This is a genomic window from Pseudomonas sp. DC1.2 (assembly GCF_034351645.1).
Classification (GTDB): Bacteria; Pseudomonadota; Gammaproteobacteria; order Pseudomonadales; family Pseudomonadaceae; genus Aquipseudomonas.
Window position 1 is genome coordinate 4,040,842 of sequence record NZ_CP133782.1, and the last position, 23,582, is coordinate 4,064,423.

The following is a 23,582-nucleotide window of genomic DNA, read 5'->3' on the forward strand; positions in this document are numbered from 1 at the left end:
ACGTACAGGTCAATCAATCGCTGGATGCAGGGGAAATGCGTGCTCAAGAAACTGGGAATTAAAGGCCGCGTGCTGCTGTTGACCTTGCTGCCGACCACGCTGATGGCGTTGGTGCTGGGCGGCTATTTCACGTGGATGCAGCAAACGGACCTGCAAACCCAGCTCATGCAGCGTGGCGAAATGATCGCCGAACAGCTCGCGCCGCTGGTCGCTCCGGCCATGGGCCACAAAAACACCGACCTGCTCGAACGCATCGCCACCCAGTCCCTGGAGCAGCCGGATGTTCGCGCGGTGACGTTCCTTGCGCCCGACCACACGCCGCTGGCCCACGCGGGGCCCACCATGCTTAATCAGGCGCCCGTCGGTAACAACACACAGATGCTGCGCCGCAGCGGTAATGACGCCACCCGCTATCTGCTGCCGGTATTCGGTAGGCACCGTAATCTGGCCGGTGATGTGATTCCCGAAGAAGCAAATCGCCTCTTGGGCTGGGTCGAACTCGAACTGTCACACAATGGCATGCTGCTGCGCGGCTACCGCAGCCTGTTCGCCAGCCTGCTGCTGATCGGCGCCGGTCTGGCCGGTGCGGCGTTGCTGGCCTTGCGCATGGGGCAGACCATCAACGGGCCACTCGGGCAGATCAAGCAAGCGGTGGCCCAGCTCAAGGACGGACATCTGGAAACCCGTCTACCGCCCCTTGGCAGCCAAGAGCTGGATCAACTGGCGTCCGGCATCAACCGCATGGCTGGCACCCTGCAAAATGCCCGTGAAGAGTTGCAGCACAGCGTCGATCAAGCCACCGAAGACGTGCGCCAGAACCTTGAAACCATCGAAATCCAGAACATCGAGCTGGACTTGGCACGCAAGGAAGCACTGGAGGCGAGCCGGATCAAATCCGAGTTCCTGGCGAACATGAGCCACGAAATCCGCACGCCACTCAATGGCATCCTCGGCTTTACCCACTTACTGCAAAAAAGCGAGCTGACCCCGCGCCAGCTCGACTATCTGGACACGATCGAAAAGTCCGCTGACAGCCTGCTGGGGATCATCAACGAGATCCTCGATTTCTCGAAAATCGAGGCCGGCAAACTGGTACTCGATAACATTCCGTTCAACCTGCGCGACCTGCTCCAGGACACCCTGACCATCCTCGCTCCCGCCGCCCATGCCAAACAACTGGAGCTGGTGAGCCTGGTTTACCGCGACACCCCGTTATCGTTGGTGGGCGATCCGCTGCGGCTCAAGCAGATCCTCACGAACCTGGTGAGCAACGCGATCAAGTTCACGCGTGAAGGCACCATCGTCGCCCGGGCGATGCTCGAAGAAGAGCACGAAGACAACGTGCAGTTGCGTATCAGCATTCAGGACACCGGCATTGGCCTCTCCAGCCAAGACGTGAGAGCCCTTTTCCAGGCCTTCAGCCAGGCCGATAACTCGCTGTCGCGCCAACCGGGCGGCACCGGCCTGGGGCTGGTGATTTCCAAGCGATTAATCGAACAAATGGGCGGCGAGATCGGGGTCGAAAGCACACCGGGCGAAGGTTCCGAGTTCTGGATCAGCCTGAGCCTGCCCAAAACCCGTGACGACGCTGAAGACCTGCCTGGCCCGCCATTGCTCGGGCGTCGGGTCGCGGTCCTGGAAAACCACGAGCTGGCCCGTCAGGCCTTGCAGCATCAATTGGAAGACTGTGGCCTGGAAGTGACATCGTTCAATACCCTTGAAAGCCTGACCAATGGCGTCACCGGTGCCCATCAGACCGAACAGGCAATCGATCTGGCCGTGCTTGGCATCACCAGCAACGACATGCCACCGGAGCGACTCAATCAGCACATCTGGGATCTCGAACACTTGGGTTGCAAAGTGCTGGTGCTGTGCCCGACCACCGAACAGACGTTATTCCACCTCTCGGTGCCCAACCCCCACAGCCAGCTCCAGGCCAAACCGGCCTGCACGCGCAAGCTGCGCCGAGCCTTGTCCGACCTGGTCAACCCTCGGCGTCAACGCAGCGAACCCGGCGAGCCGTTGTCCAGCCGCGCGCCGAAGGTCCTTTGCGTGGACGACAACCCGGCCAACCTGCTGCTGGTGCAAACGCTGCTCGAAGACATGGGCGCCAAGGTGCTGGCCGTGGAAAGCGGTTATGCCGCCGTCAAAGCGGTACAAAGCGAAACCTTCGACCTGGTGCTGATGGACGTGCAGATGCCCGGCATGGATGGACGCCAAAGCACCGAGGCGATTCGTCAGTGGGAAAGCGAACGGCATTGCACACCGCTGCCCATCGTCGCCCTCACCGCCCACGCCATGGCCAACGAAAAACGGGCTCTGCTGCAAAGTGGTATGGACGATTACCTGACCAAACCCATCAGCGAGCGACAGCTGGGCCAGGTGGTATTGAAGTGGACCGGGCTGGCCTTGCGCAATCAAGGGCCGGAGCGCGTAAGCGACAACGCTGGCAGCGGCCACGAGTTGCTGGTGCTGGATCCTGAGGAAGGGCTGCGCCTGGCTGCCGGAAAAGCCGACCTGGCAGCGGACATGCTGGCGATGCTGCTGGCCTCACTCGAAGCCGATCGCGAGGCCATTCGCGTCGCCCGCGAAGCCAACGACCAGAACGCCCTGATCGAGCGGGTTCACCGCCTCCACGGCGCCACGCGTTATTGCGGCGTGCCGCAGTTGCGCGCCGCCTGTCAGCGCAGCGAAACGCTGCTCAAGCAACAAGACCCGAAAGCTCCGGCGGCACTCGAAGAACTGGAGCGGTCGATCAATCGACTGGCCGCACAAGCACGTATCAGTGCCTGACCCAGCGCAATAGTGCCGGACGCCAAGGCGTCTAGGCTTAGCCTATTTCCCGACACAGATAGAAGGTCGCCATGCGCACGATTCTCTTCAGCAGTCAGGCTTACGACCGCGACAGTTTCCTCTCCGCCCGACTGCCAGCCGGGATCGAGTTACAGTTTCAATCCGCGCGCCTGAGCCTGGACACGGTGGCGCTGGCGGAGCATCACGAAGTGGTCTGCGCCTTCATCAATGATGACCTCGGAGCCCCGGTGCTAGAGCAACTGGCGGCGGGCGGCACCCAATTGATCGCCCTGCGCTCGGCCGGTTATAACCATGTCGACCTGGCAGCGGCAAAGCGCCTGGGGCTGACCATCGTGAGGGTCCCGGCCTATTCGCCACACGCGGTGGCCGAACATGCGGTGGCGTTGATCCTGGCCCTTAACCGGCACCTGCACCGTGCCTACAACCGGACCCGCGAAGGGGATTTCAGCCTGCACGGGCTGACCGGCTTCGACTTGGTGGGCAAGACTGTAGGGGTGGTCGGCACCGGGCAGATCGGCGCAACCTTCGCCCGCATCATGAACGGCTTCGGTTGCCGCCTGCTGGCTCATGACCCCTACCCCAATCCACATGTCGAGGCCTTGGGCGCCCGCTACCTGAGCCTGCCAGAACTGCTGGCCGAGGCGCAGATCGTCAGCCTGCACTGCCCGCTCAACGAGCAGACCAAACACTTAATCAACCGCCAGTCACTGGCGCATATGCAACCGGGTGCAATGCTGATCAATACCGGGCGCGGCGGCTTGGTGGACACACCGGCACTGATCGACGCGTTGAAAGACGGCCAATTGGGCTACCTGGGACTGGATGTCTACGAGGAGGAAGCGCAGCTGTTCTTCGAGGACCGCTCCGACTTACCCTTGCAAGACGATGTTCTGGCCCGACTGCTGACCTTCCCGAACGTGATCATCACCGCGCACCAGGCCTTTTTGACCCGAGAGGCGCTGGACGCAATCGCTACCACCACCTTGCAGAACATTGCCGACTGGGCCGCAGGCAGATCACAGAATCAGGTCGAAGGCTGAGCCGGGAAATGCCGGGGCTAGCCTTTTGACAACAGAATCATCAGCCCCAGCCAACCGAAACCGATCAAACGCTGTTTCAGTGAATGCCCACGGCGCAACAGGAACCAGACAAAAAACGGTGGCAGCAAAAACACCATAATCTTCAGCCAGTTTTCTACTGGGCGCAGGCCTGAGGGCGTCGTTTGAGGCACTGCTTGCGCCAGTGTGCCCTCAGACCTGACTCTGCGCCCGAACGCGGCAGGCGTGACCTTGGCGACCTTTTCATCCCTCGGCAAATGCCCGAAAGAGATCGGCGAGGCCGGCGAAGTGGACGGTTTCACCGCCGCAGCCGGAGCGCCGCAATGAATGCATGCGGTCGCCTCAGAGCTGATGCTTTTGTTGCATTCATAACACTCGATCAATGCCATGTTCGTTCCTTCGAGGTGCAAAATGCGGCAGTGTGCCATGAGCCTGCTGAAGATTTGAACCTGATCGAAGGTCACATGCCCGCACCATGCTGTGGGGATGCCCGTGCTAGCATACCGCGCATATTTGGAGGACCCATGGTCGAACACGATTTCCGCTACAGCCTGATGAACCCGCAACACACCCTCACCGAATGCCGCGCGCTGGTGCCTGGGCGTTATCAAGTCACCGGCAACGGCGGCTCGATTCGTAACAGCGACGTGTTGGTGGTCACCCTTAAAGGCAGCAAGGACTTGTCCATGCGCCTGACCGTTGAAACGGTTCGCCACCTGATCAACCCGCCGGGCCAATGGGTCGCGGTAGCCAGCGGGCCGGTGTTCGGCGAACTGGCGATCCACACCTGGAAAGTGCATTGCGACAGTTGCGCCAAAGAACTGAGCTTCGAGTTCGCGGTCGACGCCAAACTGGGCAACAAGGCTGAAAAACCTGCCGCCACGGCGCGAATTGCCGAGCTGGGCTGGATCACAACCGGCGACAAACACCGCTGCCCAAAATGCCAGGAGCCGGCGTGATGAAGCGCCTTGCTCTGACCGCGATGGTTGGCGCAAGCCTGTTGGGCTGCGCCACGACACCTGAACCGCCGCAACAGAATCGCAGCTACATTCTGGAATGGATCGGTGAACGCCCGCTGATGGATTACAGCCACCTGACCATCACCCTCGGTGACGACGGGCGAGCGTATGGGAATGGTGGCTGTAACCACTGGTTCGCCCCCTACACCCTGGAAGGCGAAAAGCTCAGCTTCGGCCAAATCGGCAGCACTCGAAAACTCTGCGCACCGGCGTTGATGGAGCAGGAAAAACGTTTCCTGCAGGCACTGGAAAACGTGCAGCGGTGGGACGTGTCGCCGATCGACCAGATGCGCTTCTGGCCGGCCCAGGGCAAGCCATTGCGTTGGTGGCTTGAAGAGGGTTGATCCGCTCCTCAGCGATCACCCCTGTGCTCTGCGCGCAGATACGCTCAGCGTCCCAGCGACGCAAAGCGTCACTCGATGTCTTCCCACGCAAAGCGTGGGAACGATCGGCATCAAAACCAGCGCTTTAATTCTTTGCTTGCAGCGCCTCAAGCTTGGCGATCACCCCCGCCGCCGTCTGCTCGCCCAACAGTTGCTCGCGCACCTTGCCCTTGTTGTCGATGATGTACGTCACCGGCAGCGCTTCACTGCGGGGCAAATCGAATAAGTCGGCCGGATCCTGGGCCAGTACGGTGAACTTGATGCCCAGCTTCTCACTGGCGCTTTTCAAGTCCTCACCCTGCACATTGTCGAAGTTGACCCCGAACACGCTGATTTTTTTAGCCTTGAGCTGTTCGGCCAAGGTATTCAACTCCGGGATTTCAGTACGGCAAGGGCCACACCATTCAGCCCAGTAATTGAGCACCAGCCATTGTTTATCCAGATGTTCAGCCGCGACTTTATGGCCATTTTGATCAACGCCATAGTCATTACCGCAGCCCCCCAGCATCAACGTCCCGATGATCGCCAATGCCGCTGCCAGTCGCCTTGTCATGTCATGTTCCTTGTCAAAAAAAGAATGCGCCTGCGACCCATCGCCGCCCAAGGTTCTGGATTCCGCGCTGCACAGTTAGAATAGCCGCCACCTTACGCAAGATGCGACCCGCACATGACCGATCTGACGCTTTATCACAACCCGCGCTGCTCGAAATCACGCGGTGCGCTGGAACTGCTCCAAGCCCGCGGCCTGAGCCCGACCGTGGTTCACTACTTGGAAACACCGCTGGACGCCGCGCAGCTCAAGGGTTTGCTGACGAAGCTCGGCCTCAGTGCGCGACAGCTGCTGCGCACCGGTGAGGAAGAATATAAAACCCTCAACCTGGCCGACGCCAGCCTGAGCGATACGCAATTGATCGCCGCCATCGCCGCGCACCCGAAACTCATGGAGCGACCGATTCTGGAAGCCGGCGACAAAGCCATCATCGGCCGTCCGCCAGAAAACCTGCTGGAGCTATTACCGTGAGCGCACCCTACATTCTGGTTCTGTACTACAGCCGCAACGGCTCGACAAATGAAATGGCCCGGCAGATCGCCCGCGGCGTCGAGCAGTCAGGAATGGAAGCGCGTCTGCGCACGGTGCCGGCGATTTCGACCGAGTGTGAAGCCGTGGCGCCGGACATTCCGGATCAAGGTGCGTTGTACGCCAGCCTCGACGACCTGAAAAACTGCGCCGGCCTGGCCCTTGGCAGCCCGACCCGATTCGGCAACATGGCCGCGCCGCTCAAATACTTCCTCGATGGCACCAGTAACCTGTGGCTGACCGGCGCACTGGTGGGCAAACCGGCCGGGGTGTTCACCTCTACCGCTAGCCTGCACGGTGGCCAGGAAACCACCCTTTTGTCGATGATGCTGCCACTGCTGCACCACGGCATGCTGATCACAGGCCTGCCCTATAGCGAATCGGCGTTGCTGGAAACACGCGGCGGCGGCACCCCGTATGGCGCCAGCCACCACGCTGGGGCCGATGGTAAAAACGGCTTGAACGAACATGAAGTCGCGCTGTGCAGAGCCTTGGGCCTGCGCCTGGCGAAGACGGCGCAGAAGCTGGGGAACTGACGTGGCCAAGAAGCCGAAAATCTTGCCTTCCATCGCATGGCTGGAACCCAGGGTTCGGGCGATGCGCGTCATCAGCCTGCTGTGTTTTTTAGGCCTGGTGGGGTTGCTGTGCGCCTACTACTTGATGTTTGCCGACCTCCACGGCGCAAGGCCGTGGGTGATTCTGCTGATCGAACTGGTGCCGCTGCTGGTGCTGGCACCGGGGATGATCAATGGCAGCGCGCGCGGGCACTCGTGGATGTGCTTTGTGGTGAATCTGTATTTCATCAAGGGCGCATTGGCCGCTTATGACCCGAACCGGCAGGTGTTCGGCTTACTGGAGATGGGCGCGAGTCTGGCGGTGTTTTGCTCAGCGTTGCTGTACGTGCGTTGGCGGTTTCAGTTGAATCGCAAGCTGGCGGGCGAAGGCGAAATCGGCGTCGCCTGACAGGCCGCCTTCGCGAACGGGTTAGCTCGCGCAGGGGATTTGCGTGATTCGTAAATCCCCTGCGAAGGGCACGACTCGGCTTCAGTGATTGACGGTGTACGCCAGCATCATCGAAATCTGGCTCATTGGCCTTCCGCCGCTTTGTTCATGCCACTGGTTAAACACCTCCTGCACCAACGCCAAATCCCGCTGGCTGGTAGGCACCTTGTCCACAATCTTCTGCGCATTCAACCCGGCGACCACGTCGTAACTCGGCACGAACGTGTCCTTGCCGACCATGCGCAAGAAGCGCGGTGCCGACAATCCACCCAACTGGTGGCCGTGCTTTTTCAGGTACGTCCATAGACCGACGATATCCGTCACCGGCCAGTCAGCGATCAACGCGCCGAAGCTGCCCTTTTCATGCGCCACGTCCAGCACGAACTGCGCATTGCGCGGTACGCTCTTGAGCTTGCCCAAATGGCGGATGATTCGCGCGTCCTGCATCAGTCGCTCCAGGTGTTCAGCACTCATCAGCACGACTTTTTCCGGGTCGAACTTGAAAAACACTTCTTCGAACGCCGGCCACTTGGCGTCCACCAGGCTGTGCTTGAGACCGGCGCGAAACACCCGCAACGCCATGGTCGAGAGGTAGCGGTCGTCACTGATCTTGCGCAATTGCGCCGGGGTTTTCGGAACCGGCAGATGGGCTTCCAGCTCAGCCGCCGAACCGAAGCGGTTCAGACAGTATTCGTGCAGCCACTTGTAATCGCGCATGCCCTCTCCTGAGGATTGAAATACATAACCTGTGTTTGTTTAGAGGTTGACCACGTTGACGAACCGCGATGCGGCGGTTTCGTCGATGCACAGGTGGGTGAAGTCGAACAGATTGCGATCCGCCAGTTGCGACGGCTGCACATTTTGCAGACTGCGAAAAATGCTTTCCGTTCGGCCAGGGGTCTTGCGCTCCCACTCTTGCAGCATGTCCTTGACCACTTGGCGTTGCAGGTTTTCCTGGGAACCGCAGAGGTTGCACGGGATGATCGGGAATTGCTTGAAGTCCGAATAGGCCTGAATGTCTTTTTCGTTGCAGTAGGCCAGCGGGCGGATCACCACGTTACGTCCGTCATCGGCTAGCAGCTTTGGTGGCATGGCCTTTAGCGAACCGTTGAAGAACATGTTCAGGAAGAACGTCTCGACGATGTCGTCGCGGTGATGACCGAGTGCCATTTTAGTCGCGCCAATTTTGTCGGCAAAAGTGTAGAGCGTGCCACGCCGCAAACGCGAGCACAGCGAGCAGGTGGTCTTGCCCTCCGGAATCAGCTCCTTGACCAGCGAATAGGTGTCTTTCTCGACGATGTGATACTCCACGCCCAGCGCTTTAAAGTAGGCCGGCAGCACGTGCTCGGGAAAGCCTGGCTGCTTCTGGTCCATGTTCACGGCCACGATGTCGAACTGGATTGGGGCGACCTTCTGAAAGTGCATCAGCACATCGAGCAGGGTGTAACTGTCCTTACCACCGGACAGACAGACCATGACCTTGTCGCCGTGTTCAATCATATTGAAATCGGCAACAGCCTCACCGGCCTGGCGGCGAAGGCGCTTTTGCAGTTTGTTCTGGTTGACCGTGAGAGTGCCCATGACGCAAAACCCGTGAGGTATGACGAGAGGCCGGCATTTTACGCAAAAACTTTGCGCGGGCGAAATGACCTCCCTCCTACAGGGATCGGTGCTGACAGACCCTACGGCGATTAGCCACCAGGTTTACAGCGCGATTTGCTCTAAAGCCCCGCAACCCGCGCGGGTAAGACCTTTCTATACTGCGACATGAGGTCGCACATGTATCCAGACCTTTCCTTACCCGGCCGCTTCGGCCCGTAAGCGCTCCGCTGGGGGGCGATGGTAAAAACAAGAGGAGTGACTGGCATGATCCATCACGTAGTGGGGCTCTTCACCCACCCCGACCAGGAATGGAAAGACATCCGGGGCGACCAGGAAGAAAGCATCAGCCACATGTACCTCACGCACACCCTGATTCTGGCGGCGATCCCGGCGGTGTCAGCGTTTATCGGCACCACCAAGGTTGGCTGGGTCATTGGCAGTCGCGCACCGGTCATGCTGACCCAGGAAAGCGCGATCTGGATGACCATCATGTCGTACCTGGCAATGCTTGGCGGCGTTGCCGTGATGGGGGCATTCATTCACTGGATGGCCCGAACCTATGACGCCAACCCGAGCCTGGCGCGTTGTGTCGCTTTTGCCACCTACACCGCGACCCCGCTGTTCATCGGTGGACTGGCTGCGCTGTATCCGCACATGTGGTTGGGGATGGTCGTCGGCACTGCGGCCATTTGCTACACGGTGTACCTGCTGTACGTAGGCTTGCCGACCTTTATGAACATCCCATCGGATGAAGGGTTCCTGTTTTCAAGCTCGGTGCTCGCCGTAGGGTTGGTGGTGCTGGTGGCCATCATGGCATTCACCGTGATCGTCTGGGGCTTGGGAGTAGGTCCCGTCTATACGAACTAGAGCACTTCAAAAAAACAAGCGCTGCCAACACAGGCCGCCGCAAGGCGGCCTTTTCATTCTTCAAAGGAGCACGGCGACGACCATTCGGCGCCTCAGCGATTCGCAAGCCCCCAGGGTTGCGGCATACTCGGCGCCTCTGGAGACCCATAAAGCATGCCCGAGCCACTCAACACCCGCGTCGAAGACTGTTTCCAACAAGCCGAATCCTTTTTCAAACGCCCCTTCAAACGCCCCGTGGTAAGCCTCAAGCTGCGCGGACAAAAAGCGGGTGTTGCGCATTTGCACGAGAACCTGTTGCGCTTCAACCCGCAGTTATACCGGGACAATACCGAAGATTTTCTCAAGCAGACCGTGGCCCATGAAGTCGCACACCTGATTGCCCATCAACTGTTCGGCGACCGTATCCAGCCGCATGGCGAAGAGTGGCAACTGATCATGCGCGGCGTTTACGAACTGCCGCCCAACCGCTGCCATACCTATGATGTGAAACGCCGCAGCATGACCCGCTACATCTACAAATGCCCGTGCGCCGACAGCGACTTTCCGTTTTCCGCCCAGCGTCATGGCCTGGTGCGGCAGGGGCGGCGGTATTTATGCCGCCGCTGTCGCGGCACGCTGGTGTTTAGCGGCGAGATGCGGGTCGAATAACCCGCATGATCGTTCCCACACCGTGGGACCGGTCTAAAAAACCACCCCGGCACTGCGCAATTCATCGATCCTCTCAACACTAAACCCTAGCTCCCCCAACACCTGATCCGTGTGCTGCCCCACCGCCGCGCCGATATGCCGTGGCTCCGGTAACCCCTCGGAAAACTTCAACGGACAGGCCATTTGCTGCTGAGTTGACCCATCACCACGAGGCACCTCAGTCACCAGCCCTCGCGCCTGCAACTGCGGATGCTGCACTGCCTCGCCCACACTCAGCACTGGTTCCACGCACGCATCGACCCCAGCAAACAACGCGCACAATTCGGCAAAATCGTGCTTCTCGAATTCGATTCTCAACTCATTCTTCAGCGCCTGTTGCTGCTCGGGTTGGGATGACACTCCCTGAGCCGCCAGTTCTGGGCGACCCAGCGCCGAACACAGTGGCTGCATAAACGCCGGCTCCAGACTGCCCACCGACAACCAGCGGCCATCACGGGAGCGGTAATGGTCGTAGAAGCTGCCGCCATTGAGCACCTGATCCTCGCGCCCCGGCTCTAAGCCACAGGCCAGATAACCGGCACCCGCCATGGCGTTCAGGCTGAAAGCACAGTCCGTCATGCTCACATCCAGATGCTGCCCCAGCCCTGTCTGTTGCCGCGCGATCACCGCCGCCAGCAAGCCGATGACGCCGTGCAGCGAGCCACCGGCAATGTCCGCCACTTGCATGCCCAGGGGCAGCGGTCCCGTGTCGGCGCGCCCGGTGTAGCTGGAAAGCCCGGCCAGCGCCAGGTAGTTGATGTCATGACCCGCGCGGTCCTTGTAGGGACCGGTCTGGCCGTAACCAGTGATCGATACATAGATCAGCTTCGGGTTGATCGCTTTCAACGCTTCGTAACCCAGGCCCAACCGCTGCATCACGCCGGGACGGAATTGCTCCAGCACAATGTCGTGGTCCTGTAGCAGTTGCTTGATGACTTCAAGCGCCTCGGGCTGCTTGAGGTCCAGCGCCAGGCTGCGCTTGTTGCGATTGAGGTAGGCGTGACTGGCCGAGACGCCCCGGTCATGGGGCGGCAACACCCGTATCAGGTCCGTGCGGGTTGGCGACTCGATGCGCAACACCTCGGCCCCCATGTCCGCCAGTAACAGTGAGGCGAACGGCCCCGGCAGCAGCGTCGAGAAATCCAGTACCTTGAGTGATGCCAGTGGACCGAGCATGGGCGTTCTCCTTGAGCGATGCCCAAAGACTAGGCAGCTCACGCTATTGCAGCAATCACCTGATGCGTCAGGCGCAGTGACCGTTGTGCTCAAATCGCACGATTCGAGTAGGAGGCGGCTTCACAGCCGCCGTCCTCTCACACCACCGTACATACGGTTCCGTATACGGCGGTTCAGGTTATACGGCTAAGCCGGTTTATCGTATCCAGTATCGAGACCAGCCCGAGTCCATCCCACAGTTTCTTCGGCAGCGCCTGATTCATATGTGGCGCTCCCGAGCTCCACCATGGACCTCGACCGTTGAACGCTGATTTGCAGGCACGCGCTTCGCTGAGTCCTAAGCGCATCAAGTTGCGCGCCCTCGTAGAGGGCTGCTTCCATTGACGCCAGATGATGCAGCGAAGTTTATGCCGCACCCAGCCGTCCAGTTCCTCAAGGGGCCGCTTGCTCTGACTCAGCTTGAAGTAGCCAGCCCAACCGCGTAGTACGGGGTTTATCCGCTCGATGACGTTCGCCATCTTGTGGCCCCGCGCTCCGCGCAGCAGGTCTCTGAGTCGGTCGCGTAAACGACCCAGACTCATCGTCGCCACTCTTAGCCTCGGCTGTTGATGCCAGCTCATCCCATAACCCAGATAGTCACAGGCCCAAGGCCGTACCACACGGCTCTTTTCCCGATTCAGCGTCAGTTTCAGACGCAGGTTCAGGAAACGCTCAACACTGGCCATCACTCGCGCCCCAGCACGACGACTGCGCACATAAATGTTCGCATCATCGGCGTAGCGCACGAAGCAATGACCCCGCCGTTCCAGCTCGCGATCGAGTTCGTTGAGCAGGATGTTCGACAGCAACGGCGAGAGCGGGCCGCCTTGCGGCGTCCCTTCCTGCCGTCGACTGGCGATACCGCCTGACATCACGCCGGCCTCGAGGTAACGGCGAATGAGCCTGAGCACACGCTTGTCTTCGATTTGACGCTCTACATAAGCCATCAATACATCGTGGTTGACCCGATCAAAGAACTTCTCAAGATCAAGCTCCACACACCAGCGGTGGCCCGCCGCCACATGGGCACGGGCTGTTTCGATGGCGTGGTGAGCGCTTCTGTTTGGACGAAAGCCGTAGCTGTAGTCCGAGAACAGAGGGTCGAAGATTGGCGTGAGCTGTTGCAGCAGAGCCTGCTGGATCAGGCGATCCATCACATTGGGGATACCCAACTGACGGGTTCCGCCTTTGGGTTTTGGGATTTCGACGGCGCGCACACCTTGCGGGTGATACTCGCCGGCCAGCAGCCGCACCTTGAGGGTCGGCCAATACTGATTCACATAGTCAGCCAATTGGTCGACCGTCATGCCATCGGCACCCGGCGCACCCTTGTTGCTGACCACGCGTTGATACGCACGCTTGAGATTTGCCGGTGCAAGCACCCGCTCCATCAGCGTGTCCGGCTCCGCGTTCGTCCACGCCACAGACGCCGCCGATGCCTGCGCACTGCCAGCCGTCGCCCGCGGATTCTGTCCGGAACTTGGGGTCACAGTTCTCCCTCGGAGAAATTTCTGCTTTTCGACATTCGACGAGACTCTGACGCCTACTGGCGGCATAACCTGTTCAGCCCTTGGTGACGGGGTTATTCGTCACTTACTACGGCCTCGGCTGACTTCTGCACGCTCATCCCGTCGCCTCACGACGCTCGGTAGCACAATGGCAAACGTGCAGATCTCCCAAGGTAATTCGCGCGACCTTCCTGCTTATGCCTGTCGGATCTACGTCGTAGCGTTCCGTGCAAGTATCGGGCTTTGGTAATCATGGCCACCTTACCCCGCTACGCCGCCTCATCCGCTTCCTGTTCGTCAGGCCAGCATTTTGCCTAAGGCTTCCTTCAGATTCGCAGTCACCCGCGACACCCTTGCCTTCGGCTAACACTTCCCCTTGCCGGGTGTGTAGAGGACTTGCACCTCCAAGTCACCAGCGTGGCCACCACAGCCAAACTGGTTGCGCTTGCGCGCAACGCGCCATGCCTGGCGCACCATGAAAAAACCCGCCGAAGCGGGTTTTTCAGTGCAGCGTGTCTTACTTGACGGCGTTAGGGGTTTGGCCTTCAGCCACGCCCAGATCGTCTTCAGGACGGGTGTCGGCGATACCGCGGCCACCGGATGCCAGCTCAGCGTGCATCACGTCGGTGTCCAGCTCCTTGACCCACTTGGCAACGACCAGGGTCGCTACAGCGTTACCCACCAGGTTGGTCAAGGCACGCGCTTCGGACATAAAGCGGTCGATGCCGAGAATCAGCGCCAGACCCGCCACCGGCAAGTGGCCAACAGCCGAAAGGGTCGCCGCCAGCACGATGAAGCCGCTACCGGTGACACCGGCTGCGCCTTTGGAAGAGAGCAGCAACACCACCAGCAAGGTGATCTGGTGAGTGATGTCCATGTGGGTGTCGGTCGCTTGAGCGATAAACACAGCCGCCATGGTCAGGTAGATCGCCGTGCCGTCGAGGTTGAACGAGTAGCCGGTCGGGATTACCAGACCCACCACGGATTTCTTCGCGCCCAGACGCTCCATCTTGATCAGCATGCGTGGCAGTACCGATTCCGAAGAGGAAGTACCCAGCACGATCAGCAGCTCTTCACGGATGTAACGGATCACTTTCAGTACGCTGAAGCCGTGAGCGCGCGCAATACCGCCCAGCACCACCAGCACGAACAGCAGGCAGGTGATGTAGAAGCACAACATCAGCTGGCCCAATTGCACCAGCGAACCTACACCGTAGGCACCGATGGTGAACGCCATGGCGCCCAGAGCACCGATGGGTGCGAGCTTCATGATCATGTTGATGATGTTGAACATCACGTGGGCAAAACGATCGATGAAGTCCAGGATTGGCTTGCCGTAGGCACCCAGGCGATGCAGGGCGAAGCCGAAAATTACCGAGAACATCAGCACTTGCAGGATGTCGCCAGTAGCGAAGGCGCCAACGATGGTGGTCGGGATGACGTTCAGCAGGAAGCCCACGACGCTTTGATCAGCACCGGCCGCGACATACGCCGCCACCTTGGAGGCATCCAGGGTAGTGACATCGATGTGCATGCCTGCGCCCGGCTGGACGATGTTGACCACTACCAGACCGACGAGCAATGCGATGGTCGAAACAATTTCGAAGTACAGCAGCGCGTAGCCGCCGGTTTTACCGACCGACTTCATGCTCTGCATACCCGCGATACCGCTGACGACGGTACAGAAGATGATCGGAGCGATGATCATTTTGATCAGTTTGATGAACCCATCGCCCAACGGCTTGAGCGCTACACCGGTCTGCGGGTAGAAGTGACCGACCAGGATGCCGATGGCAATGGCAACGATCACCTGTAAATACAGGGATTTGTAAAGTGGCTGACGAGTCGTCATTGCAAAGATCCTCACGAGTGCCCCGTGACAACATCCATCTGTTGCCCACGACACTTCAATTGCGAACCCTCCTGCACTGGAGGGATTTGTTTTGTCGAGCCCCGCGCAACGGCAGGCATCTGATCGTTCTATCGCAAAGCCCGTGCCACTTTAGCCGAACAGCCTGCAAGCCTTTTGACATCAGGGCTGCCGAGGGTTTGGGCCACGCCGTGGCGGCTACAACGTGGCGGATTTCCGCCATACAACCACGGCTCGTCCTACAATTTGGCGGATATCCGCCTTGTTCATCACCGCGCACCGCCGCTACCATCCGTCGCTCACTGGACGGACTTGCCTGCTATGCGCGAACGCACCATCGCCAGTCATTTCGCCCGTGCCGCCCTCGGTGGCGCGCGCCGATGTGGTTTTGATTACTCAAGCCTTTTGCAGCAACTGGGAATCAGCCCAGAGTTGCTCGACGAACCACGGGCGCGCATCGCACCGGAGCAGTTCACCCGCCTGATTCAGGGCTTGTGGCAAGGGCTGGACGACGAGTATTTGGGCTTCGGCCAAGCCCCGAGCAAACCCGGCAGTTTCGCCATGATGTGCCATGCCGTTATCCATTGCCGCACCCTGGAAAAGGCACTCAATCGCGGCTTATTGTTTTATAGCCTATTCCCCGACACTGCGCGTCTGACCCTGAGCCGTGAAGACCTAATGATCCGCCTGAGCCTTGATGACTCAACGCTCAGGGACCCCGATCATTTTCTCAGCGAAAGCTTACTGGTGATCTGGCACCGCCTCGGCAGTTGGCTGATCGACCAGCGCATCCGCCTGGAACAGACCACGTTCAGCTATCGCAAGCCCGAACACGGGGCCGAGTACGATTTGTTGTTCCCCTGCCCCCATGTCTTCGAAGCCCCCCAGAGCAGCCTGCTGTTCCACAGTCGCTATTTGAGCATGCCGCTGTTACAGGACGAGCGAACCCTCAAGCATTTCCTCGAACGCTCTCCCGCCGACCTGCTGTCACGCCCCGACGAGGGCGACAGCCTGAGCAGCCAGTTACGCCGCTTGCTCAGCCGCGACAGTTCACGCTGGCCAGACCTGGAAGCGGTTGCCGCACATCTGCACATCAGCCCGCAGACCTTGCGTCGGCATCTGCGTGAAGAAGGCTCGAGTTTTCAGGAGTTGAAGGATCAGTTACGCCGAGACATTGCGATTTATCACCTGGGGCGGGCGGATCTGTCGCTGCAACAGATTGCCGAGCAGCTCGGGTTTTCCGAGCCATCGGCATTTCATCGGGCGTTCAAGAAGTGGACGGGCGTAACGCCGGGAGCTTACCGCGCGCAGGAGAACAGAGGACGTTGCTCGGAACGGGGGGGCGCGCATGCGGGTGGCACCGCTGCACGTGGGAACCATCATCAAACCACCGGAAAATGAATCCGGAACGCCGCACCGCCCATGGGCGAATCCGATAACGTCAACGTTGCGCTGTAGCTTTCGATAATGTCCTTGACCACCGCCAATCCAATTCCCTGCCCCGGATGCTGTCGGTCCAGGCGTTCGCCGCGCTGTAGAATTCGCGCGCGCTGATCCTGGGGCACCCCGGGACCATCGTCCTCTACACACAACTCGACACCGCTCAAGGTCTCACGCACGCTGATGCGCACTTCGGCAAGGCACAGGCGATAGGCGTTTTCCAGCAGGTTGCCGAGCATTTCCAGGAGCGCGCCCTGTTCGATCGGCACATAGCAAGGGTCCGGCAGGTCGAAGGCGACCCGCACGCGCTTGTCCCGGTAAACCTTGTCTAGGGTGTCGCACAGGCTTTGCAACACCGGGCGCAAGCGCACTTGATGTCGCACCAGACCGCTTTTACGCAGGCTCGCACGCTGTAACTGATAGCTGATCTGCTGGCTCATGCGTTCGATTTGCGATTGCAGCACCCACGCCTGCTCGCGATTTTCCGGGCGCTGCGCCATGCCCTCGCTGACCCCTTGCAGCACCGTCAACGGCGTTTTCAGGCTATGGGCCAGGTCGTCCAGAGAATCTCGATAGCGGGTACGTTGTTCGCGCTCGCTTTGCAGCAAGCGGTTGAGGGAGCCGGTCAGCCGCAACAGTTCACGAGGATGCTCCTCGCTGAGGCTTTCGCGGGTGCCGCTTTCAATCTGGTCCAGCTCCTGACTCAATCGGCGCAAGGCCTGCAAACCCCAGGTCAGACCGATCCACAGCAACGCCAACAGCACCAGCAACGCCGCGCCGAAGCCTAGATAGAGATTATCGCGCAGGCCTTCAAGAGTGGCCTCGTACTCGCGTACCGGCTGCAACGCGACGAAACTGAACGCCGCATTTTTGCCGCCCAACAGCTTGACCTCAACGTCGTAAACGAAGAACTCCTGACCACTGGGCTCGCGAATCCTCGCGAACTCGCTACCGCGTCCGTCATAGCGCGGTTTGTAGTTGATCTGTTCTTCTTGCGTGGCCTTCGAGCGCCACACCAGATGACCTTCGCGGTCATAGATGTAGCCGAGCAAACGGCTGTCGGTCAGGTTGAAACGCTCATCGGGCAACTGCGCCGGCATTTGTAAGCGGTTGCTCTCCACCTTCGCAGCGGAGACCAACGTGGTGACGTCCGACGCCAGACGTTGCTCGATAGAATCCTGCAACGCCAGGCTGAAGGCCCCCTGCATTGCCGGCAACAACGCCAACATGAACAACACCGCCAACAACGTGGCGGCCAGCATCAAACGCACACGAAGGGAACGAATCAAGTGCAGCGCTCATTAAACAAATAGCCGAGACCACGCACGGTATCGATCGGTTTGAACCCGGCCGGGCCTTCGAGTTTGCGCCGCAGACGGCCGACCAGCACTTCGATCACATTCGGATCGCGCTCGTCGTCATCCGGGTAGAGCTGCTCCATCAAGCGGTCCTTGGCCACCACTTGCTGGTGGTGGCGCATGAGGTATTCAAGGATCCGGTATTCATAGGCGGTCAGCGCCAGCGGCTGTTCGTCGAGGGACGCCTGCTTGCGATTGAGGTCCAGCAGCAAGGGCCCGGCGATGATGGTCGATTGAGTGAACCCGCTGGAGCGGCGCAACAACGCGTTCAGGCGGGCGTCCAGCTCCTCGAACTGAAAAGGCTTGACCACGTAGTCATCGGCACCCGCGGCGAGGCCTTCGACCTTGTCCTGCCAGTTACCGCGTGCAGTGAGGATCAGGATCGGAAACGTCTTGCCCTGTGAGCGCAGCAGGCGAATCAGATCAAGCCCGCCCATGCCCGGCAGGCCGAGGTCGATCACCGCCAGGTCATGGTTGAACTGCTCGGTCTGGTACAGCGCCTCTTCGGCATTGGCCACGGACTCGACCACATGGCCGCTATCCGTCAAACGGGTTTGCAAATGATGGCGCAACAGCGCCTCATCTTCGACGACCAGCAGTTTCATAACGCTCTCCAGGGCAAAACAAGATCTCCAGCGGCACGTTCAAGCGCCCCCGGTGACCACTATGCCAACGCCGGACCACCCTTGGGGCATCCGGCGCAGGCCTTTGGCGAAGCGCTCTTTAGAAAGCGTAGTTCGCTGCAAGGTAAGTCTGGGCGCTGTGGGTCAAATTCAGCGCTCCGCACGTTCGCTCATCTCTGTGCCTACATGGCTGCGCAGCAAAATCTCCTGGCGCAGTCTAATGCCATTGTGCAGGTCCGACACGTTGTCGTCGGCGACATGCCTCGTTGCACGGGCGCCCTGCGCGATGAACGCTAGAAATAATGTGTCGAAGACAATCACAGCAAGGGCTCTGATGCACTTTTCTTTTTGAATACGCACAAGGTTACTCACCTACCCCTGAACTCCCCCTGAACACACGCTGAACCTGAGCTGAATTAAATCGACTAGGCTGTTTTGACGAATGTATTTCAAGGAGATCCAACCATGCGCCTATTGCTTGCCGTTGCCGTGCTTGCCCTGAGCGGGCTGACCCACGCCGCGATCAAAACCGAGGAAATCCACTACCAGAGCACTGACGGCAGCAAAATGATCGGCTACTACGCCTACGACGACGCCATCAAAGGCCCACGCCCAGGGGTTGTGGTCGTGCATGAATTCTGGGGGCTGAATGATTATGCCAAGCGTCGCGCCCGCGATCTCGCAGGGCTGGGTTACAGCGCGCTGGCCATCGACATGTACGGCGACGGCAAGAACACCGAACACCCCAAAGATGCCATGGCCTTCATGCAAGAGGCGCTCAAAGACAGCGCGGTGGCGAGTGCACGGTTCCAGGCGGGGCTCGACCTGTTGAAAAAACAGCCACAAACCGATCCGGAAAAACTCGCGGCCATCGGTTACTGCTTCGGCGGCGCAGTCGTGTTGAATGCCGCACGCCAAGGTGTGCCGCTGGCAGGCGTGGTGAGCTTCCACGGGGCGCTGGCGACCAATACACCCGCGACAACCGGTAGCGTCAAAGCGAAAATCCTTGTCGAGCATGGGGCCAAGGACAGCATGGTCACCCCGCAAAATGTTGCCGCGTTCAAGGCCGAAATGGACCAGGCAGGGGCTGACTACCGGTTCGTTAGCCTCGACAACGCCAAGCACGGGTTCACCAACCCCGAGGCCGATCGCTTGAGCCACGGCGACCACGGTGGGCCGGACATTGGTTACAACAAGGCGGCCGATGAGCGTTCATGGGCAGACATGCAGGCGTTCTTCAAAAAGATTTTCAGCTGAGCCACGCCTCCCTCAGCCAGGTCTCGTGCTCTGTCGCGAGGGCGTCTGCGCCCTCGCCACGGTTTCCTGTCACCTGCCGTTCTCGCTGAGAACACTACCCAGTCCCAGCCCAACCCGGCAAAATGCCCGCCATGAATCTCGCCCCTGACCTGCCCGCCTGCTGCTCCCCGCTCGACGACCATTGGCCGCTGCCGTTTGTACTGCCCGACACGGTCCTGTTGAGTACTCGTTTCGAGCCTTCGCAACTGGCCCATGACGATTTCCAGCGCAGCACCATCGAACCGCCAGCGAGCATCCAGCGTTCGGTGGCCAAACGTCAGGCGGAGTTTCTTGCCGGGCGGGTTTGCGCACGGGCGGCGTTGTTGCAACTGGAAGGGCTGAGCTGTGTCCCGGCCATTGGCGAAGACCGCGCACCGGTGTGGCCGTCGCATATCACTGGTTCCATCACCCACAGCACCGGCCAGGCCGCGGCGATTGTGGCGCAGAAGACGCACTGGCGCGGCCTGGGCATGGACCTGGAAAACCTGCTCCCCCCAGAGCGGGCCACGCGCCTGGCCGCCGAAATCCTCACCTCGTCAGAAATGCAGCGCATGGCCGCCGGCACGCAAGATCACGTGGCGCTGCTGGTGACCCTGACCTTTTCGGTCAAGGAGAGCCTGTTCAAGGCGCTCTATCCCATCGTGCAAAAGCGCTTCTATTTCGAACACGCCGAAGTGCTGGAGTGGACCGAAAGCGGCCAGGTACGGCTACGACTGCTCACCGACTTAACCGGCGAATGGCGCAACGGCACCGAGCTGGAGGCGCAGTTCGGGTTGAGGGGTGGTCAGTTATTGAGTCTGGTCAGCATCAAGGCCTGAGTTTTTCTTGCCAATAGGAGAACGTCAGCGTTTCTCCTGATGACGCGGCCAACTCAAGCTGAAACAGGCCCCGCCCAGGCTTTTGCTCTTACTGATCAACGCCCGTCCGTCATGCCAATGGACAATCCGCCGCACAATGGACAGCCCCAGCCCGTGCCCACCGGACGCTCGGGTCCGGCTGTCATCCAGACGCAGGAACGGCGTGAAAATTTTCTCCCACGCGGCTTCCGGCACCCCCGGCCCATCATCCTCAACATCGACCCGACAGCGCTGCTGCCCCACTTGGTAACTGACGGTCACTCTGGACTGGGCGTGACGCATGGCGTTGCCGACAAGATTCTGCAACGCGCGGTGCAAGTAGCGCGGTTCGGCTTCAACCCAGGCGTCGTCGCAATCGGCGGCCGACAGGCACACACCACATTGCACCGTGACATCGGCACGCAAGGGCGCCAACTCTTCGATTACTTGATTGACCAACGCATCGAGATCAACCCGCTGAAAATCAAGCGCCGGCGAACCCTGTTCCAAGCGCGCATAGGTGAGCATTTCGTCCACCAGCTTATCGAGGTCCTCGATGTCATGGTCCATGCCTTCGCGGTACTTTTCCAGCGCCTGAGGCGTGGTGGCCGAACCGATCATTTCCAAGCCAAAACGCAACCGCGCCACCGGCGTGCGCAGTTCATGGGAGACCGCGCGCACCAGTTCGCGCTGAATCGCCAGCAACTGTTGCAAGTGCTCGGCCATGCCGTTAAACGCTTGGGCCAGGCGCCCCACCGAGTCAGCGCCGCGCGCCGGCACGCGGGTTTCCAGGCTACCTTTGGCGATGCGTGTGGCGGCGGCTTCCAACCCCCGCAAGCGGCGCTCCAGTTGCCGCACCAGCAGATAAACGATCAGACCAATCAGGGTGAGTCCCAGGGCGGCGATCAGCACCAGCCATTGGGGCGGATAAGGATTCATCTGATACAGCGGCCCCATCTCCAGTACCCACGGCGTACCGACCATGCCGGCAAACACCCTGATCGAATCGCCCCCCTTGCCCAACGCCATGACCGTATCGCCTTCGGACACCCGACGGTCCTGATCCTCGTCCATGTCCGCCTGATCAATCGTGACCAGACGCAGATCAAAACCAAACCCCTTGTCCTCTTTTAACTGCGCCAACCGCTGAGGTTGCTCGGCCACCGGGTAGCGCACCAGCTCGTCAGCCAACAGGTAAATCGTCGCCCGAGCCAGCTGTTCGCTGATTTGCTGGACTTCCCCGGTAAGCACCAACTGTTCCTTGTCACTGACCAGTCGGTAAACCTTCGCGGCATGCGGACCAGTCTGCTCGACCAGCGCCTGGCCGCGCAGTATCCGAGTGCGCTGGGTGAGGTCCAAATCCGTCTCGGCAAAGGTTTGCAGCGCGAGCGGAATACCGAGCAACCGTTCCCACACCAACAACGCACGGCGACGTTCGGTCTGGTTCATCGGTTGCAGGTTATCGGCCATCAACGAGAACGTGCCGTGGGCCAGGCCTTCGCGATATTGCTCGCTACGCACCTGATTGAGCAGGTGCAGCGCCAGCACGCCGAGCAACGCCACCAGAATCAGCGCCGCGCACATCCCGCCGTAGATGCGCAGGAAGATCGAGTTCAAGGGGTCAGTTCTGCGCAGGCTTCGGGAACGAACAGGTAACCTTTGCTGCGGATAGTCTTGATCAGTCGCGGGTGCTCCGGGTCGTCACCGATTTTGGGGCGAATACGCGAGATGCGGACGTCGATAGAGCGGTCTTGGCCGTCATAGCCAATACCACGCAGCGCGGTGAAGATTTCTTCGCGAGACAGAATGCGCCCGGCATTAGCCACCAGCAGCCAGAGAAGGTCGAACTCGGCGCTGGTCAACTCGATGCCGTTGCCCTGCAGCCATGCCTCACGCAACGCGTTGTCCACCACCAAAGGGCCGAACTGCAAACGCCGGCGTTTTTCCGGGATCGCCTCGGGGGATTCACTTCGGCGCAACAAAGCCTGGATGCGCGCCAGCAGCAGACGTGGCCGCACCGGCTTGCAGACATAGTCGTCGGCCCCCAGGTCCAGACCAAGGATCTGGTCGGTGTCATCGGTGCGCGCCGTGAGCATCAGGATCGGGCCGTCATAGCGACCACGTACCTTGCGGCAGATGCTCAGGCCGTCTTCGCCCGGCAGCATCAGGTCGAGAATTACCAGGTCAGGCTGCTCCTCGATGATCCTTGCTGCCGCCAGCGCCCCGTTGCCTTCTATCGTCGCCCGCAGACCATTGACGTGCAGATAATCGCGGGTCAGTTCGGCCAGACGTTGATCGTCTTCCACAATCAATACCTGCCAGGCTTCTTGCTCCACGGATGACCTCTGCTTGCCAATGACACTAAATAAGGAAGGATCCCCCCGTCTTTTTGTAATGTTTGGGGTGGATAAGAATGCGTGTGTGCAGCACGATTGTATAAACGCCGCCCAACCAGAACACAAGTCGGCAAATGCGTTCGGACAAGCCGATTTTTTGTGATAGGGTTCGCGCCCTTAAAAACCGCCCGGACTGTTTTCAATCGCGGAAAAACTATGACAAACGGTCTACTCCAGCAGGTTCGCGGCCTACACGCTCATTCCACGTTTCACACACAATTTACGCACAGGTTTATCCACAGGTAGTACGTTGCAATCAGCCCCCAAAACGCATTATCTTGTAGCCCGTCGCCAAAAAAACCCTACATATGGGGTTTTGCGTAAAAAACCAAACACAAGTCAGACACCAAATTCAAGCGCTTTATCGCCTCTGTCTGGTTGAACCAAACGTATTTTCAGAAGACCAAACCGCGCATGCGGATGGCTGCTGTTTTTCAGCCCCAAGCGGCGAAAACGGTACGGGTGTTGCAGTCCCTAACTGTCGCCCAACAGGAACCCGGTTTCAGGCCCCAGGCGTGAGACCAAAGACT

The 23,582-nt window shown here is 59.8% G+C and carries 23 protein-coding genes and 1 pseudogene; 12 read left to right on the forward strand and 12 right to left on the reverse strand.

The window, feature by feature from the left end; translation table 11 throughout:
- Positions 1 to 39: 39 nt before the first annotated feature.
- Both RHM68_RS18170 and RHM68_RS18175 read left to right on the forward strand, forming a co-directional pair.
- Positions 40 to 2,793 carry a response regulator gene (locus RHM68_RS18170; RefSeq protein ID WP_322217427.1) on the forward strand — a complete coding sequence of 918 codons (2,754 nt, stop codon included), beginning with the start codon at positions 40 to 42 and terminating at the stop codon, positions 2,791 to 2,793.
- Between the two features lie 71 nt (positions 2,794 to 2,864).
- The gene (locus tag RHM68_RS18175) at positions 2,865 to 3,854 is read left to right on the forward strand and encodes a 2-hydroxyacid dehydrogenase (RefSeq protein WP_322217429.1); all 990 of its coding nucleotides are present in this window, start codon (positions 2,865 to 2,867) and stop codon (positions 3,852 to 3,854) included.
- Positions 3,855 to 3,871: 17 nt separating this feature from the next.
- Here RHM68_RS18175 and RHM68_RS18180 read toward each other — a convergent pair whose 3' ends face one another.
- Entirely contained in the window at positions 3,872 to 4,261 is a 390-nt protein-coding gene (locus RHM68_RS18180; protein ID WP_322223844.1) for a hypothetical protein, read from the reverse strand.
- A gap of 135 nt (positions 4,262 to 4,396) precedes the next feature.
- Between RHM68_RS18180 and RHM68_RS18185 the strand changes: the two genes are divergently transcribed.
- Positions 4,397 to 4,831 carry a hypothetical protein gene (locus RHM68_RS18185; RefSeq protein ID WP_322217432.1) on the forward strand — a complete coding sequence of 145 codons (435 nt, stop codon included), beginning with the start codon at positions 4,397 to 4,399 and terminating at the stop codon, positions 4,829 to 4,831.
- On the forward strand, positions 4,831 to 5,235 hold the full coding sequence (locus tag RHM68_RS18190; RefSeq protein ID WP_322217434.1) for an META domain-containing protein: 405 nt from the start codon (positions 4,831 to 4,833) through the stop codon (positions 5,233 to 5,235). Before RHM68_RS18185 ends, RHM68_RS18190 begins: the two co-directional genes overlap by 1 nt.
- 124 nt (positions 5,236 to 5,359) lie before the next feature.
- On the opposite strand, the gene RHM68_RS18195 is transcribed toward RHM68_RS18190, so the two are convergent.
- Positions 5,360 to 5,827, reverse strand: coding sequence for a TlpA disulfide reductase family protein (locus RHM68_RS18195; RefSeq protein ID WP_322217436.1), 468 nt, complete (start codon positions 5,825 to 5,827; stop codon positions 5,360 to 5,362).
- A 114-nt stretch (positions 5,828 to 5,941) separates the two neighbouring features.
- Between RHM68_RS18195 and arsC the strand changes: the two genes are divergently transcribed.
- The 3 genes from arsC to RHM68_RS18210 are packed head-to-tail and all read left to right on the forward strand — an operon-like array spanning position 5,942 to position 7,315.
- Positions 5,942 to 6,295 carry an arsenate reductase (glutaredoxin) gene (gene arsC / locus RHM68_RS18200; RefSeq protein WP_322217439.1) on the forward strand — a complete coding sequence of 118 codons (354 nt, stop codon included), beginning with the start codon at positions 5,942 to 5,944 and terminating at the stop codon, positions 6,293 to 6,295.
- On the forward strand, positions 6,292 to 6,888 hold the full coding sequence (gene wrbA / locus RHM68_RS18205; RefSeq protein ID WP_322217442.1) for an NAD(P)H:quinone oxidoreductase: 597 nt from the start codon (positions 6,292 to 6,294) through the stop codon (positions 6,886 to 6,888). Before arsC ends, wrbA begins: the two co-directional genes overlap by 4 nt.
- A gap of 1 nt (position 6,889) precedes the next feature.
- Positions 6,890 to 7,315: a DUF2069 domain-containing protein gene (locus RHM68_RS18210; RefSeq protein WP_322217444.1), complete on the forward strand. Its 426-nt coding sequence runs from the start codon at positions 6,890 to 6,892 to the stop codon at positions 7,313 to 7,315.
- Positions 7,316 to 7,396: 81 nt separating this feature from the next.
- On the opposite strand, the gene RHM68_RS18215 is transcribed toward RHM68_RS18210, so the two are convergent.
- Complete coding sequence (locus RHM68_RS18215; protein WP_322217447.1) at positions 7,397 to 8,071, reverse strand: DNA-3-methyladenine glycosylase I; 675 nt, start codon at positions 8,069 to 8,071, stop codon at positions 7,397 to 7,399.
- Positions 8,072 to 8,110: 39 nt separating this feature from the next.
- Positions 8,111 to 8,935 (reverse strand): tRNA 2-thiocytidine(32) synthetase TtcA, encoded by an 825-nt coding sequence (ttcA, locus tag RHM68_RS18220; protein WP_322217449.1) that lies wholly within the window; start codon positions 8,933 to 8,935, stop codon positions 8,111 to 8,113.
- Positions 8,936 to 9,220: 285 nt separating this feature from the next.
- Here ttcA and RHM68_RS18225 point away from each other — a divergent pair, with 285 nt between their 5' ends.
- Positions 9,221 to 9,823, forward strand: a complete 603-nt coding sequence (locus tag RHM68_RS18225; protein ID WP_322217452.1) for a Yip1 family protein — start codon at positions 9,221 to 9,223, stop codon at positions 9,821 to 9,823.
- Between the two features lie 153 nt (positions 9,824 to 9,976).
- Positions 9,977 to 10,471 (forward strand): SprT family zinc-dependent metalloprotease, encoded by a 495-nt coding sequence (locus RHM68_RS18230; RefSeq protein WP_322217454.1) that lies wholly within the window; start codon positions 9,977 to 9,979, stop codon positions 10,469 to 10,471.
- A gap of 33 nt (positions 10,472 to 10,504) precedes the next feature.
- Here RHM68_RS18230 and RHM68_RS18235 read toward each other — a convergent pair whose 3' ends face one another.
- The 3 genes from RHM68_RS18235 to RHM68_RS18245 form a co-directional block, all read right to left on the reverse strand.
- Positions 10,505 to 11,686: a CaiB/BaiF CoA-transferase family protein gene (locus RHM68_RS18235; RefSeq protein ID WP_322217457.1), complete on the reverse strand. Its 1,182-nt coding sequence runs from the start codon at positions 11,684 to 11,686 to the stop codon at positions 10,505 to 10,507.
- Between the two features lie 173 nt (positions 11,687 to 11,859).
- Positions 11,860 to 13,281, reverse strand: coding sequence for a group II intron reverse transcriptase/maturase (gene ltrA, locus RHM68_RS18240; protein ID WP_322217459.1), 1,422 nt, complete (start codon positions 13,279 to 13,281; stop codon positions 11,860 to 11,862).
- 469 nt (positions 13,282 to 13,750) lie between these two features.
- Complete coding sequence (locus tag RHM68_RS18245) at positions 13,751 to 15,085, reverse strand: dicarboxylate/amino acid:cation symporter (protein ID WP_322217461.1); 1,335 nt, start codon at positions 15,083 to 15,085, stop codon at positions 13,751 to 13,753.
- Between the two features lie 339 nt (positions 15,086 to 15,424).
- On the opposite strand from RHM68_RS18245, the pseudogene RHM68_RS18250 reads away from it, so the two are divergent.
- Positions 15,425 to 16,420, forward strand: a pseudogene (locus RHM68_RS18250) (AraC family transcriptional regulator); the annotation flags it as partial.
- Between the two features lie 65 nt (positions 16,421 to 16,485).
- On the opposite strand, the gene RHM68_RS18255 reads toward RHM68_RS18250, so the two are convergent.
- The 3 genes from RHM68_RS18255 to RHM68_RS18265 form a co-directional block, all read right to left on the reverse strand.
- Positions 16,486 to 17,832, reverse strand: a complete 1,347-nt coding sequence (locus RHM68_RS18255; RefSeq protein WP_322217463.1) for an ATP-binding protein — start codon at positions 17,830 to 17,832, stop codon at positions 16,486 to 16,488.
- A complete protein-coding gene (locus tag RHM68_RS18260) occupies positions 17,829 to 18,506 on the reverse strand; it encodes a response regulator (RefSeq protein WP_322217465.1) in 678 nt (225 codons plus the stop codon). The genes RHM68_RS18255 and RHM68_RS18260 overlap by 4 nt, the downstream gene beginning before the upstream one ends.
- A gap of 168 nt (positions 18,507 to 18,674) precedes the next feature.
- Entirely contained in the window at positions 18,675 to 18,884 is a 210-nt protein-coding gene (locus tag RHM68_RS18265; protein WP_322217467.1) for a hypothetical protein, read from the reverse strand.
- A 105-nt stretch (positions 18,885 to 18,989) separates the two neighbouring features.
- Between RHM68_RS18265 and RHM68_RS18270 the strand changes: the two genes are divergently transcribed.
- Complete coding sequence (locus tag RHM68_RS18270) at positions 18,990 to 19,781, forward strand: dienelactone hydrolase family protein (RefSeq protein WP_322217469.1); 792 nt, start codon at positions 18,990 to 18,992, stop codon at positions 19,779 to 19,781.
- 131 nt (positions 19,782 to 19,912) lie between these two features.
- A complete protein-coding gene (locus RHM68_RS18275; RefSeq protein WP_322217472.1) occupies positions 19,913 to 20,638 on the forward strand; it encodes a 4'-phosphopantetheinyl transferase family protein in 726 nt (241 codons plus the stop codon).
- Between the two features lie 24 nt (positions 20,639 to 20,662).
- Here RHM68_RS18275 and RHM68_RS18280 read toward each other — a convergent pair whose 3' ends face one another.
- Complete coding sequence (locus RHM68_RS18280; RefSeq protein ID WP_322217475.1) at positions 20,663 to 22,273, reverse strand: ATP-binding protein; 1,611 nt, start codon at positions 22,271 to 22,273, stop codon at positions 20,663 to 20,665.
- Entirely contained in the window at positions 22,270 to 22,992 is a 723-nt protein-coding gene (locus RHM68_RS18285) for a winged helix-turn-helix domain-containing protein (RefSeq protein ID WP_322217477.1), read from the reverse strand. The genes RHM68_RS18280 and RHM68_RS18285 overlap by 4 nt, the downstream gene beginning before the upstream one ends.
- Between the last annotated feature and the right edge of the window lie 590 nt (positions 22,993 to 23,582).